This window comes from Rhizobium sp. TH2, assembly GCF_024707525.1.
GTDB lineage: Bacteria > Pseudomonadota > Alphaproteobacteria > Rhizobiales > Rhizobiaceae > Rhizobium_E.
This window is the reverse complement of sequence record NZ_CP062232.1, coordinates 142,955-155,570: the sequence shown is the minus strand read 5'-3', so window position 1 is coordinate 155,570 and position 12,616 is coordinate 142,955. Positions and strand designations below refer to the sequence as shown.

Here is a 12,616-nt window from a genome sequence, read left to right as displayed (position 1 = left end):
CAAGGGGTTCGCCGATGCTATCGAGGAAGACGGGCGCGATCTTGCACCGACGAAAGCGGGCCTACCACCCCCATCCAGCCCCAAGCAAATACAGTGCTAACAGCAGCTATTGACGTCTAACAACCCATAACGTGCGAACTCGGTCTCGGCGAAGTAGCTCTTGGTCAGCACAGAAGTGCAGTCGTTCAAACATCAACAGCTACAAAAGGAAATTCGCTATGACCTCCAAGGTAATCTTCACTGGCAAGACACACAACACCAACGGCCGCGACGGCGGAACCCGCAGCAGCGACGGTCAGCTGGACATCAGGTTCAAGCAGCCGCATCCCGCCGCAGAACATCTGTTCGGTGCCGCCTGGTCGGCCTGCTACATGGGCGCAATCGAGCTCGCCGCCTCGCAAAGGCAGATCAAGCTGCCAGCAGGAACATCGGTCGACGCCGAGATCGATCTGAACGCCGAGGAAGGCTCCTACTTCCTGAGCGCTCGCCTCAATGTCAGCGTCCCTGGCATCGATCCCACCATTGCTCGCGAACTGCTCGCGGCCGCACACAGCATCTGCCCCTACTCCAAGGCGACGCACGGCCACGTCAACGTTGCGACCAACCTGATCTGAACCGCTTTGTCGGGCCTGTCTGTGCAGACAGCCAGGCCCGACCAACCGATCGGCAGAGAGCGCAAGCATCGGAATTGGCAACTCATGTCCTTCGCCAGGTGAACCGCTCGCTGAGAAGTCGAAATGGCATTCACAACTGAACTGCTCGCCGAGACCGTGTCGATTTCAGCGCACTTAGCTGCGCTTCCACGCAATCAGAGGGCGGATCAATACGCACAGCGCCTAGCAACAACCGGCGCATTTTTAAAGGAACGAAACAATGACAAGGAAACTTGAAGGCAAGGTAGCCGTCATCACAGGCGGCAGCGCCGGCATCGGGCTTGGCGCGGCAAAGCGCTTCGTCAAGGAAGGCGCACAGGTGTTCATTACAGGTCGTCGCCAGTCGGAACTCGACAAGGCCGTCGCCGAGATCGGAGGAAACGCCACCGCAATCCGGGCCGACGCCTCGAACCTCGCCGACATCGATCGGATCTACGAGGTCGTCAAAACAGAGACCGGCCGTATCGATGTCCTCTTCGCCAATGTTGGCATATACGAATTCGGCACACTCGGTGAAATCACCGAAGAACATTTCGACAAGACGTTCAATACCAATGTGCGCGGCCTTCTCTTTACCGTGCAGAAGGCGCTTCCGCTGCTCTCGGCGGGCGCATCTGTGATCCTGACGGGGTCGATTGCGTCGATAAAGGGCTCGCCGGCTTTCTCCGTCTATAACGCTAGCAAGGCGGCCATCCGTTCGTTTGCCCGTAGTTGGATTGTCGATCTCAAGGGCCGCGGCATCCGTGTAAACGTGCTGAGCCCCGGTCATACGCAGACGCCCGGCCTTTCAGTTCTTCTCGATGAGACTGTACGCGATGCGATGAATGCCAACGTGCCGCTCGGCCGCATAGGGACACCGGACGATGTTGCCAAGGCCGCCCTTTTCCTGGCTTCCGATGACAGCAGCTACATCACCGGCGTTGAACTCTTCGTGGACGGCGGGCTCGCCCAGTTCTGACCAAAGGCGCAGGATCGACCCCGCCATACCTGCGCGGCGGGGTTCGTGGTATTCACCGCAACCAAGCGCCAGAGGGAGTTGCTTCCCGCATCCAGCATTACTTTTTCGAAGGACTTGACGGGATCAGAACCGACGACCTGCTGTCAACACAAACCTCTTACCCGAGCTTCGTACCTTCATAGCCGCGAGCGGCCCATTGGATCACAGAGTTCGAGCACGCCCAAGCCTTGTCAGCGAAGATCGGTGAAACCGCCTCGCAGAACGGGCGGTCGAAACCAGCATTATGGGCGATCACAAGATCGGCCGGGTCTATGAGGTCTCGCAGTGCTGCCAAATCGATCGCCTGACCGGCGACCGTGTCATCGGTGACACCGGTTAGTTTGATGACGTCGGCCGGTATGGGGACTGTCGGCTGCTGCAGGCCACCATAAAGACCGGTGACGTCGCCGATGTTGCCGGCGTGATCGAAGGTGAAGGCAATCGCACCGATCTCGATGATTTCGTCCTTGCGATGATCAAATCCTGTTGTCTCGGTGTCGAGGATCACACCCCGCAGTGGAAACTCCGGACGAACGCCCTCGGCAACAGCCCTCGGCTCGAGTTTCCTGAGAATACGATACCGCCCTGTGTCTTGGAGATGCTGCACATGTCGGCTTCGGTCAGCTCTCGTGACGGCTCGCGGTTTGATGGCACGCCACGGCCGCGCTTGCGCCCTGTCTCGCGCTCGTCGTCTGAAAACATGTCGAACTGTAATGCCATGCAATTCAATACCTGCCAGCATCGGCCATGTCGCTGCTCGATCTATTCCGGCATCCGTATATCCACATGTCTATCGCGGCCCGTACATGTAACGGAACAGTCAAGACTCTAATCGTGAACAAACCGGACCCAAAGTAGGGTCGCCTCGGCATCCGCGACTCGGCATGCATCTTTCGGCGATCAACCGCGTTGAAGTCTTCGCGAAACAATTGGAGTCCATTATGACCAAGCGTGAGATGATCGATACCGGCAATGACAAGCGCTATGTCCGGCGTGACGACGAGGACAAGTTCAAGAAAAGCGTTGATGTCTCCCGATCGCTTTCGGCCGATGCACGGCGGGACGCAAAGACCGAAGCCAAGCCGGGCCAGGGCGACAAGGGCGATCGCAAGCACTGATCCTGTCCGTGAAGATCGCGACCTTTAAGGTCAAATCCACCCTAGTAGGGCTCGCTATGAATTAGATTGTCGGGTTAGTACCATTGAGAACGCTCGACCAGCGCGACTAGGCAGCGAGAGGTTCGCGCTTTGTGACATGGTCTCTGATGGCTTCGCGCGCTTCTGCGGCCGAGGAAAAATGTCTGCCATCAAGGTCGATGACATCAAATTTGACAGCAAGAAAAGCTAGATAATTGTCGGCCGGTATGAGGACGCCAACAGCAATGCCTTGGTATTCGACGACCTGCTTCATCAGGGAGTCTCCGATCAAAATGCGACTGTGTGGGGGATGCGAGAGAGGACGCAACTCGCGTCACATTCGATCGCGACAACCATGCATTTTCCGGATGGAAATGAGAGACAAGGTTCTTGTGAAAACAGTCAAGACACTCTCCTCTTCATCTCGGGGCCGACCTATCCGCTAACGGGTCAGAAAATACATTAGCTCATGGATTTGTCAATTGGATAACAGCGCACAGTAGAATCTAGTTTCAATTGTATGACATTTCGCACGTTTTTGGGGTACGTCGTTCCATAATACGCTTCCGCAACGCAACATTATCCCTCGCAGTGCGAAAACATTGGCCAGCGAGGTCGATAACTGTCTGCCGCCCACATCCGGCGACACCTACCTTGGAGTGGAAAACGCTTTGATGGGAGTGGAACCGGCAACCCCGCCGTTCTGCTATCATTCACGGCCCTGAGTGTTTGGTCACTGCAACGGCCCGATCTGCACCCAACAATCGCCATCCAAGCTCAAGCGGCGCCAACGGTCGTTTGCTCCCAGTCTCCTGATCGCCACTCATTGTCGCGGAACTTGGTCGAGTTGAGTAGGTGGCAGCGTCGCAAGCATCATCTGCAGCTGTTTAGCACACTGGTGCTCGGGCCTAGGTTGCCCGTGATCTAGGGAGGTTTGCTTAAAGGCTGCCGTCGAGCCTCCTGCGATTCGTACGCTGAAAGAATATCGCTATGACATGAAAGCCCGAGCCTCAGAGGCGTTGAACTTCATCTCCACCATTGCACCGGGAGCAAGCTTGGCAAGTGCGGCATGGCCGAAAGGCAGGCGAACGGAAATGGGCTCGGCACCCGCCGGCGCAACCAGAACATGGATGTTGTTGCCGAGGAAGGTGATATCGCGGACTTCGCCAGCAATGGCGCCGGCACCACTGCTCGGCTTGAGGTCGATACGCTCGGGCCGCAGCATCAGCGACGCCTTAACGCCACCGGCCTCCACGCCATGCAGCGGCACTCCCTCGATCACAGCCCCTCCTGGCAGCTTCAGGCTGGCATGCTTGCCGTCACTGTAGACCACATCGGCCTCGACAAAATTGCTGTCGCCGATGAAACCAGCAACGAAACGGGTCGCGGGTTCGGCATAGAGTTCCTGGCCCGTGCCTATCTGGTCGATTTCCCCTTGCGAAAAGACGGCGATGCGATCGGAGAGCCTGAGTGCCTCCTCCTGGTCGTGGGTGACGTAGAGGATCGTGACGCCGGTTTCCTGGTGAATGCGGCGGATCTCGAACTGGATTTCTTCGCGCAGCTTCTTGTCGAGCGCCGAGAGCGGTTCATCCATCAGCAATACCGGGGGCTGATAGACCAGTGCGCGGGCAAGCGCCACGCGCTGCTGCTGGCCACCGGACATGAGCGCCGGCATGCGATCTTCCAGTCCATCAAGCCGAACGAGCTTGAGCGCAGCCTTCACCCTCTCGGCGATTTCCGCCTGTGGCCGGCGGCGGACCCGCAAAGGAAATGCGACATTCTCGCCGACGCTCAGATGCGGAAACAGCGTATAGCGTTGAAACACCATGCCGATATTGCGCTTGTGGGAGGGCGTCGAGAGCAGGCTCCTGCCCTTCAGCAGGATGTCGCCGGCGCTCGGGTCCTGGAAGCCAGCGAGGATGTAGAGCGTTGTCGATTTGCCGGAGCCGGACGGCCCGAGAAAGGTCATGAACTCGCCCTCGGCAATGTCCAGGCTGACATTCTTGACCGCGGTGACGGCCCCATAGACCTTGCGGATGCCGCGAATGCTGAGAAATGGCTCGGTCATGCTTTTCGTCCCTTGCGGACGAGTGCCGCTGTAATCATCAGGAGAATGGTGAAGGCGATGAGCAGGGTCGAGGCCGCCGCGATCACCGGCGTGAGGTCCTGCCGGAGGGTCGACCAGATCTTCACCGGAAGCGTCTGCAGCGTCGGGCTCGCCATGAAGATCGCGAGCACCACCTCGTCCCACGAGGCGAGAAAAGAGAAGACGGCCGCCCCGAATATGCCGTGGCTGATCGCCGGGACGGTCACCCGCAGGCGTGCCTCCCACGGGCTAGCGCCGCAGAGGATCGCTGCATCCTCGATCGAGCGATCGAAACCCTCGAGCGCGTTGCCGATCGAGATGATCGAGAACGGTAGCGCGATCAGGAGGTGGGCGATCACGAAGGCTATGGTGGTGCCTGCGAGTCCGAACTTGAGGAACAGCGCATAGAGCGCCACCGCAAGCACCACCACCGGCAGGATCATCGGCGTCAGGAACAGCGCCTTGAGCGCATCACGGCCGGCGAACCGGCCGCGATTGAGGCCGAGCGCGGCGAGAAAGCCGATCACCACCGACAGCACGGTGACGATGGCCGCGATCTTGAGACTGGTCAGTGCCGACCAGAGCCAGCGCGGATCGGCGAACAGGTCATGATACCAGCGCAGCGTCCAGGACGGCGGCGGGAAGATCAGCCATTGCGACGAGCCGAAGGAAAGCGCCGCGATGAAGACGATCGGCAGGATCAGGAACAGACAGACCAGCACGGTCAACCCGATCAGGAACCATCGCCATGCGCCGAGCTTGTCGAAATCGAGCAGCATGGCCTACCTCGCCCGCGCGGTGTTGAAGAATTTGAGCTGCACGGCGTAGAGCGCCAGCGTGACAACCAGCAACACCAGAGCCGCAGCCCCGCCCATGCCCCAGTTGACCAGCGATTGAACGAACTGGGCCACTAGCTCCGCCAGCATCATGTTGGATGTGCCACCGAGCAGTGCCGGCGTCACGAAGTAGCCGAGCGACATGACGAACACCATCAGCGCGCCGGCGGCGATCCCCGGCAGCGACAGCGGCAGCAGCACGCGGGTGAAACATTGCATGCTGGTGGCGCCACAGAGTGCGGCGGCACGCAGGATCGCAGGGTCGATGGCGCGGATCACGCCCATCAGCGGCAGGATTACGAAGGGCAGCATGATATAGGTCATGCCGATGGTGACGCCGATGAGATTGTTGACCAGCGGCAGCGGCTGGTCGATCAGGCCGAGACCCATCAGCGACTTGTTGATCACGCCGGTCCGCTGCAGCAGGACCATCCAGGCATAGGTGCGCGTCAGCAGGTTGGTCCACATCGAAAGGATGATGATGGCGAGCACGAGCCGCGACCATTTCTCAGGCATGATGGCAAGCAGCCAGGCCACGGGATAGCCGATCAAAACGGATATGATGGTCACCACGCCCGCGACGATGAACGTGTTGAGGAATATCCTGAGATAGGTGGTGGAGCCGAGCAGGGTCGCATAGTTCTGCAGCCCCGGCTCGGGTTCGAGCACGCTGCGCATCAGCAGCATCAGAACGGGCACGACGAAAAACAGGACGACGAGCACGAGCGCCGGCACGACATAGCTGAGGCTGCCGTCCCTGCGCGCCTTTCGTCCCTCGTTACCCATCGTTGCTGAAACTGCCATCGTTGCCGTCCGTTCAGAAGATGGCGGACCGGCTGTGCCGGTCCGCGTGGAACCCTTGCGGGTCTTTATTGAGCCTGCCAGGCGTACCAGCGGGTGCCGATCTCGTCGCGATGCTCCGCCCAGTAATCCATGTCTGCATTGACCTGGGTATCCGCCTGCATGTCGGGCAGGGTCTTGCGCAGTTCGGGGTCCATTAGCACGTTGGACTCGAGGTTCACGGGCGCATAGCCGGTCGCGGTCGCAAAGCTCGCCTGGGCCTGCTCGCTCGTCGCATGCGCGATGAATTTCATCGCCGCGTCCTTGTTCTTGGTCCCCTTCGGCACGACCAGCGAGTCAGCCGCAGTGATGTTGTTGGTCCATGATGTCTCGACTGTTACACCGGTGGCGGCAAGCGCGGTCAGGCGGCCGTTCCAGAAGGAGCCGAAGGGCGCCTCGGCGGAGGCCAGCAGTTGTTGCGATTGCGCACCGCTGTCCCACCAGATGATGTCGGCCTTGATCGTGTCGAGCTTCTTGAAGGCGCGATCGAGATCGAGCGGATAGAGCTTGTCGGCGGCTACGCCGTCAGCCAGCAGGGCCGCCTCGATCACACCAGGCGCGGACCATTTGTAGAAGGCGCGCTTGCCGGGGAATTTCGCGGTATCGAAGACATCCGCCCAGCTCTTCGGGCATGCGGCGACAGCGTCCTTGTTGCAGCCGATGACGAAGGAATAATAGAAGCTGCCGACCGAATAGTCGGTCACGAAACGCGGATCGAGCTTGGACTTGTCGATAATGGAGAAGTCGAGCTTTTCCAGCAGTCCGAGCTTGCCGGCCTGGACCGCATAGTCGCCTTCCACATCGACGACATCCCAGTTGACATTGCCGGCTTCGACCATGGCTTTGATCTTGCCGTAGTCGGTGGGACCATCCTGCGTCACATTGATCTTGGTTTCGCCGGTGAAGCTCTCCGCCCAGCTGGCCTTCTGCGCGTCCTGGGTGGTGCCGCCCCAGCTGGTGAAGACCATGTCCTCGGCGCTCGCGGCTCCGGCGAAGCCGAGAGCGGCGGAGAAGAGTGCGATAGCAATCCTGTTTTTCATGTTCCCTTTTCCTTGTTCTGTTTGGTCGTTGTATTGTTCAGGCAGGCGCATTTCCGCCGAGCGGCGAAAAGGCCGCCGGCGTCATGATCTTGTTGATGCGGATCTCGTCGAACATGGCTCACCGCATCACGAAGGGATCGGGGATCGGATCGTCGGAGGTGCGCAGCCAGACTGTCTTGGTTCTTGTATAGTCGAGCGCCGCCGCCATGCCGCCCTCTCGGCCCTGTCCGGACTGGCCATAGCCACCGAAGGGCGCGATAGGCGAGACGGCGCGATAGGTGTTCACCCAGACGATGCCGGCACGGATTTTTCGGATCATCCGGTGCGCACGTGCGAGATTCCGGGTGAAGACCCCGGATGCCAGTCCGTAGCGGGTATCGTTGGCGAGTTGGACTGCCTGGTCCTCCGTCTCGAAGGACATCACGGAAAGCACAGGCCCGAACAGTTCGGCCTCGACCGAAGGCGAGGTGACACCGTCGCAATCAAGGATCGTCGGCAGATAGTAGAAGCCTTCGCCATCCACGGCTTTCGCACCGGTGACCACCTTGGCACCCGCCTCGATCGACGCGGCGACAATCTTCTCGATATGATCCCGCTGCCGCAACGTGCAGAGCGGCCCGACTTCGGTGCGCATATCGAGCGGCGAACCGATGCGGATCGCTTCCGCCTTGGCTTTGAGCAGATCAAGAAAACGATCCTTGACCGAGGCCTCGATGATCAGTCGCGAACCGGCGACGCAACTCTGGCCGGTGGCCGCGAAAATGCCAGCGACCTGGGCGTTGGCGGCACTTTCCAAATCGGCATCGGCAAAGACGATGAACGGCGATTTGCCGCCGAGTTCCAGGGAAGTCGTCGCGAGGCTCTCGGCGGAATTGCGCACAACCTGCGCGGCGGTCGAGGGGCCACCGGTGAAGGCGATATGGGCCACGCCGGGATGCCGGGTGAGCGCGCTGCCGCAGGATGGCCCGAAGCCGGTGATGACATTGACCACGCCGTTCGGGAAGCCGGCCTCATGTACCAGGCGGGCGAATTCGAGCAGCGGTGCCGGGCCATCCTCGGATGCCTTGACCACCACCGTACAGCCCGCCGCCAGCGCCGGCCCGAGCTTGACCGCCGAGAGAAAGAGCTGGCTGTTCCACGGCACGATCGCCGCGACGACACCGACCGGTTCGCGGCGAGTCCAGACATCCATGTCGGCCTTGTCGATGGCGAGCGTGGCGCCCTCGATCTTGTCGGTGAGCCCGGCATAATAGCGGTAATAGTCGGCGACATAGGCGATCTGCGCCGAAGTCTCCCGGATGATCTTTCCTGTATCCTGCGTTTCGAGTTCGGCAAGCGTGGGGGCGTTGGCCTGCACCAGGTCGGCGAGGCGATAGAGCAGCTTGCCGCGCGCTGTTGCCGTCATTGCAGGCCATGCGCCGGACCAGAGAGCTTTCTCGGCCGCCTTCACCGCACGGTCGACATCCTCCTCACGAGCCTCCGGCATCGATGCCCAGACATCGCCGGTGGCGGGGTCAAGGCTGTCGAAGCGGGCCGAGCCGTCCTCAAAGACACCGTCGATATATTGCTGGAACCGTTGCATCTCTCGCCTCACTGAAAAGCCGGCATGACATCGGCAATGAAACGCTCGAGCGAGGCCTTCTTGCGCTCGAAGCTCATGCCGCTGTCGATCCAGAGCGAATATTCGTCATAGCCGAGATCCTCGTAGACTTTTAGCCGGCGAATGACTTCATCCGGCGTGCCGATGGGCATGTTCGTCCGCATCATCTCTGGCGACAGATTGGGATTGGCCGCGAGTTCTTCTTCGGAGAGTCGTTCGATCAGGCCCTGGTGGATTGGCCGCTCGTTCCTGAACCAGGCGAAGAAGTAATTGTAGTAGACGCTCAGCTCCCGAGCTGCCTGCTCGATATCGGCCGCATCACTGCCCACATAGGTGTGGAGCAGCAGCATGATCTTCGGCCGCTCGATATCTGGGTTCTTGCCGCAGGCTGCGGTGAACCGTTCCATCAGGCTTGAAATCTCGGCTTCGCCATTAGCAAGCGGCGTGCATTGCACGTTCCAGCCGTTGGCCACCGCGAATTCATGGCTGTTCGGATCGCGCGCCGCGACCCAGATCGGCGGATGCGGTTGCTGCACCGGCTTCGGCGCGGACGTGGTGGCGGGAAATTTCCAGAACTCGCCGTCATGTGCGTAGTCGCCGTTCCAGATGCCCTTCACGGCAGGGATAAGTTCGCGCATGCGCTGGCCGGCGCCCCAGGCGTCCAGCCCGGGCAGCAGGCGCTCATATTCGAATCCATAGGCGCCACGCGCGATCCCGATATCGAGCCGCCCGCCGGAAATGATGTCGGTCATCGCCGCTTCGCCAGCGAGTTTGATCGGATGCCAGAAAGGCGCGATCACCGTGCCGGTGCCGAGCCTGACATTCTTGGTTCGACGCGCGAGATCGGCAATGTTGACGAACGGATTTGGCGCAATAGTGAAATCCATCGCGTGGTGTTCGCCGGTCCAGATCGCATGCATACCACCCGCGTCGGCGATCTCACACAGCCTGATGAACTCTTCATAGAGCTGCTGGTGGTTTTGGCTGGCATCCAGCCGTTCCATATGGACGAAGAGCGAGAATTTCATCGGGATTACCCTTTAGCGGCCACGGCGTGCACCCGGCCCTTTTCCTGATTGCCGAAATAGACACCGAAATTGCCCAGCGTGCTCTCTGCAGCATAGCGCTTCACGAGCTCGTTCACCGCATTGTCGCCGATCTCGGCCAGTGGCAGGTCCTGTATGGGAAAGAACTGTCCAGTTCTCGGCGTTCCCTCGCCGAGACTGCCCCGGTAGATCACCTGCTGGCGGCCGGTCTTGGTGTCTTCATAGACGGAGTAAAGAATGCCGGTCTGCACGCTCAACCCTGTCAGGGTATGGAGGTGATCTTCAAGTGCTTCGATGCCATCGCTTTCGGGCTTTTCGACGAAGGGAATCGTCCAGCCACCCTTGCTGTCGGGCACGAGCAGGATATCGTCGTCGCGCACCGCAACGGCACCGAGCAGCAACCCACCCTCGGCATTGGCAAGCAGAGTCTTTTCCGCCAGCGCTGGTGTGAAATAGCCGCCGCGTGCATAGCCCAATCCGGTCCTGCCGCTGTTCTCGAAGGCCTCGATGCGGCCGATCAGGATAACGTGGTCACCGGCATCGACAAGCTCATGCATCGAACAGTCGAACCAGGCGGCGACGTCGGAAAACACGGGCGAGCCATGCGGACCCTTGCGCCATTCGACAGCCGAGAACCTGTCCTCCACTGGCCGCGCGAACGTATTTGACACGTCCTTCTGGCTCTCCGACAGGATATTGACGGCGAAACCCTTGGCGCTGGTCAGCGTCTGATAATTGCGCGAGGTGCGGGCTAGGCAGACGAGCAGCAGCGGTGGATCGAGGGAGACGCTGGTGAAGCTGTTGGCCGTGAAGCCGAACGGCGCGCCGGTCTGGTCCACGGTCGTCACGACGGTGACACCGGTGAGAAATGCGCCGAAGGCATCCCGCAGGGCTCTGGGTTCAAGTGTCATTCTCCACCTCCCATGTCAGCCAGTCGGCCAGTGCCGCATTGACCGTTTCCGGCGTCGTAAGATTCACCATGTGGCGATGGCCTGGTATGACGACGACCTTGCCGTGGGGTGCGGCGCGCGCCATGCCCTGCGCCATTTCGGCGGTCGAATTCATATCATCGCTTCCGGTCAGGAAGAGTGCCGGGCGGGTCACCCTTGGCCAACAATCGGAATAGATCGAATCGCCAGAGGCAAAGGCCCTGTAGGCGTCTGCGTAACCGGCCGCATCGACGGCCTGGAGAAGATCGCGCACCAGGACATAGGCCTCGCTGTTGCGTTCCTCGACTGAAAACCAGCGCGAGAGCGGTGCCTCGCGATCGAACGCGCCGCTGACGATTTCGTCGGCGCGCGCCATGACCGCCTTCCGGGCAGCCTCACTACGCCGATGCACGCCGTTGAGCAAAGCGACCCGGCGCACCTTATCCTGTGCAGTCGCTGCAATCCCGGTGACGATCAGCGCGCCCATGGAATGACCCGCGACATTGACCGGACCCAATGACAACTCTTCCAGCACTCGGCCGAACCACGCGACGAACTGCTCGAGACGTGGCGGCCCGTCGAGCGGCGTCGAACCACCATGGCCGGGGAGATCGACGGCGATGACGCGGCAGGTCTCTGCCAGCCGCTCGATCTGCGGACCCCAGGCCTCGATCCGCATGCCCACCCCGTGGATGAGGACGACGGTTTCGTCGCCCTCGCCCTGGTCGAGATAGGCCGCGCCCGAAGGCGTCCTAGACCGCTGCAGGGTTTGCAACATCGTGGCCCAACTCCTTGAGGTCCTGATAGCGATCGCCGATGCGATGATGCGGCCGGCCGCCGATCGAGGCGCCGAGCGCCACAACGATCTCGTCAGCCGCCGGCGCATCGGGGATGGCGCACTGGATTGTCAGGTAATGCGAACGCCGGCCCTCGTCGTTCTTGTCCATCAGCGGGATCATGATCGGCGCATTGGCCGGGCCGCGCGTGTTGCAGAAGGCGAGGTAGGATTTGGCACCGACGGCCGTGCGATAGTGATTGCCGAAGCGCAATGTGTGGATCAGCGCAGAGGCATGCTCGATTTCTCCGTCCAATCCGACCACGGCAGACTTGCCGTAGGCCTCGACCACATCGCCCGAACCGGCCGTTTCGAGGATCATTTTCGTCAGCAGCGCACCCAGCACCGGTGCGGCGTCATGAATCTCGGGCTTCAGGTCGACCACGAAGCCACGACCGGCCCAGGGGTTCTTGAGCACGGCCATGGCTGCGATCAGCTTGAGCGGCGTGGCTGCCTCGCGCCCGCCTTCGATCAGCGCCGTCTCCACGTGGAGAAGCGTTTTGCGGATGGTGGGCGCCAAGGGAAATCTCCTTCAATTTGTCTTCCTGTATGTTGGTATACCATAAGACCGAGTGTCAAGACCTTGTGCAAAAGAAATTTTGCGGCTACACGAAGGCC

At 60.6% G+C, this 12,616-nt stretch carries 14 protein-coding genes; 3 read left to right on the top strand and 11 right to left on the bottom strand.

Features of this window, described 5'->3' with window-relative positions; translation table 11 throughout:
* Window positions 1-218: 218 nt before the first annotated feature.
* Together IHQ71_RS29600 and IHQ71_RS29595 are read left to right on the top strand one after the other, a co-directional pair.
* Window positions 219-614: an Ohr family peroxiredoxin gene (locus IHQ71_RS29600; RefSeq protein ID WP_258163062.1), complete on the top strand. Its 396-nt coding sequence runs from the start codon at window positions 219-221 to the stop codon at window positions 612-614.
* 259 nt (window positions 615-873) lie between these two features.
* Window positions 874-1,611, top strand: a complete 738-nt coding sequence (locus IHQ71_RS29595; RefSeq protein ID WP_258163060.1) for an SDR family NAD(P)-dependent oxidoreductase — start codon at window positions 874-876, stop codon at window positions 1,609-1,611.
* Between the two features lie 157 nt (window positions 1,612-1,768).
* Here IHQ71_RS29595 and IHQ71_RS29590 read toward each other — a convergent pair whose 3' ends face one another.
* The gene (locus IHQ71_RS29590; protein WP_308737977.1) at window positions 1,769-2,392 is read right to left on the bottom strand and encodes a 3'-5' exonuclease; all 624 of its coding nucleotides are present in this window, start codon (window positions 2,390-2,392) and stop codon (window positions 1,769-1,771) included.
* A 199-nt stretch (window positions 2,393-2,591) separates the two neighbouring features.
* Here IHQ71_RS29590 and IHQ71_RS29585 point away from each other — a divergent pair, with 199 nt between their 5' ends.
* A complete protein-coding gene (locus tag IHQ71_RS29585; RefSeq protein WP_258163058.1) occupies window positions 2,592-2,768 on the top strand; it encodes a hypothetical protein in 177 nt (58 codons plus the stop codon).
* A gap of 106 nt (window positions 2,769-2,874) precedes the next feature.
* On the opposite strand, the gene IHQ71_RS29580 is transcribed toward IHQ71_RS29585, so the two are convergent.
* From IHQ71_RS29580 to IHQ71_RS29535, 10 genes are all read right to left on the bottom strand, one after another.
* Window positions 2,875-3,060, bottom strand: coding sequence for a hypothetical protein (locus IHQ71_RS29580; RefSeq protein WP_374990075.1), 186 nt, complete (start codon window positions 3,058-3,060; stop codon window positions 2,875-2,877).
* Window positions 3,061-3,774: 714 nt separating this feature from the next.
* Window positions 3,775-4,854, bottom strand: coding sequence for an ABC transporter ATP-binding protein (locus IHQ71_RS29575; RefSeq protein ID WP_258163056.1), 1,080 nt, complete (start codon window positions 4,852-4,854; stop codon window positions 3,775-3,777).
* Window positions 4,851-5,651, bottom strand: a complete 801-nt coding sequence (locus IHQ71_RS29570; RefSeq protein WP_258163054.1) for an ABC transporter permease — start codon at window positions 5,649-5,651, stop codon at window positions 4,851-4,853. Before IHQ71_RS29570 ends, IHQ71_RS29575 begins: the two co-directional genes overlap by 4 nt.
* A gap of 3 nt (window positions 5,652-5,654) precedes the next feature.
* Window positions 5,655-6,494, bottom strand: coding sequence for an ABC transporter permease (locus tag IHQ71_RS29565; RefSeq protein WP_258163236.1), 840 nt, complete (start codon window positions 6,492-6,494; stop codon window positions 5,655-5,657).
* Window positions 6,495-6,577: 83 nt separating this feature from the next.
* Window positions 6,578-7,588, bottom strand: a complete 1,011-nt coding sequence (locus IHQ71_RS29560) for an ABC transporter substrate-binding protein (protein WP_258163052.1) — start codon at window positions 7,586-7,588, stop codon at window positions 6,578-6,580.
* A 118-nt stretch (window positions 7,589-7,706) separates the two neighbouring features.
* Complete coding sequence (locus IHQ71_RS29555) at window positions 7,707-9,170, bottom strand: aldehyde dehydrogenase (RefSeq protein ID WP_258163051.1); 1,464 nt, start codon at window positions 9,168-9,170, stop codon at window positions 7,707-7,709.
* A gap of 8 nt (window positions 9,171-9,178) precedes the next feature.
* Window positions 9,179-10,216: an LLM class flavin-dependent oxidoreductase gene (locus IHQ71_RS29550; RefSeq protein ID WP_258163050.1), complete on the bottom strand. Its 1,038-nt coding sequence runs from the start codon at window positions 10,214-10,216 to the stop codon at window positions 9,179-9,181.
* A gap of 5 nt (window positions 10,217-10,221) precedes the next feature.
* Window positions 10,222-11,145, bottom strand: coding sequence for a flavin reductase family protein (locus IHQ71_RS29545; RefSeq protein WP_258163049.1), 924 nt, complete (start codon window positions 11,143-11,145; stop codon window positions 10,222-10,224).
* A complete protein-coding gene (locus IHQ71_RS29540; protein ID WP_258163048.1) occupies window positions 11,135-11,941 on the bottom strand; it encodes an alpha/beta fold hydrolase in 807 nt (268 codons plus the stop codon). The genes IHQ71_RS29545 and IHQ71_RS29540 overlap by 11 nt, the downstream gene beginning before the upstream one ends.
* Window positions 11,916-12,518, bottom strand: coding sequence for an amino acid synthesis family protein (locus IHQ71_RS29535; RefSeq protein WP_258163046.1), 603 nt, complete (start codon window positions 12,516-12,518; stop codon window positions 11,916-11,918). The genes IHQ71_RS29540 and IHQ71_RS29535 overlap by 26 nt, the downstream gene beginning before the upstream one ends.
* Window positions 12,519-12,616: the final 98 nt, after the last annotated feature.

Excerpts from the sequence above, each read along its gene's own strand:
- IHQ71_RS29565 (WP_258163236.1), bottom strand. The coding sequence starts at position 6,494 with ATGGGTAACGAGGGACGAAAGGCGCGCAGGGACGGCAGCCTCAGCTAT.
- IHQ71_RS29545 (WP_258163049.1), bottom strand. The coding sequence starts at position 11,145 with ATGACACTTGAACCCAGAGCCCTGCGGGATGCCTTCGGCGCATTTCTC.
- IHQ71_RS29590 (WP_308737977.1), bottom strand. The coding sequence starts at position 2,392 with ATGCTGGCAGGTATTGAATTGCATGGCATTACAGTTCGACATGTTTTC.
- IHQ71_RS29585 (WP_258163058.1), top strand. The coding sequence starts at position 2,592 with ATGACCAAGCGTGAGATGATCGATACCGGCAATGACAAGCGCTATGTC.
- IHQ71_RS29595 (WP_258163060.1), top strand. The coding sequence starts at position 874 with ATGACAAGGAAACTTGAAGGCAAGGTAGCCGTCATCACAGGCGGCAGC.
- IHQ71_RS29550 (WP_258163050.1), bottom strand. The coding sequence starts at position 10,216 with ATGAAATTCTCGCTCTTCGTCCATATGGAACGGCTGGATGCCAGCCAA.
- IHQ71_RS29575 (WP_258163056.1), bottom strand. The coding sequence starts at position 4,854 with ATGACCGAGCCATTTCTCAGCATTCGCGGCATCCGCAAGGTCTATGGG.
- IHQ71_RS29560 (WP_258163052.1), bottom strand. The coding sequence starts at position 7,588 with ATGAAAAACAGGATTGCTATCGCACTCTTCTCCGCCGCTCTCGGCTTC.
- IHQ71_RS29600 (WP_258163062.1), top strand. The coding sequence starts at position 219 with ATGACCTCCAAGGTAATCTTCACTGGCAAGACACACAACACCAACGGC.
- IHQ71_RS29580 (WP_374990075.1), bottom strand. The coding sequence starts at position 3,060 with ATGAAGCAGGTCGTCGAATACCAAGGCATTGCTGTTGGCGTCCTCATA.
- IHQ71_RS29555 (WP_258163051.1), bottom strand. The coding sequence starts at position 9,170 with ATGCAACGGTTCCAGCAATATATCGACGGTGTCTTTGAGGACGGCTCG.
- IHQ71_RS29540 (WP_258163048.1), bottom strand. The coding sequence starts at position 11,941 with ATGTTGCAAACCCTGCAGCGGTCTAGGACGCCTTCGGGCGCGGCCTAT.
- IHQ71_RS29570 (WP_258163054.1), bottom strand. The coding sequence starts at position 5,651 with ATGCTGCTCGATTTCGACAAGCTCGGCGCATGGCGATGGTTCCTGATC.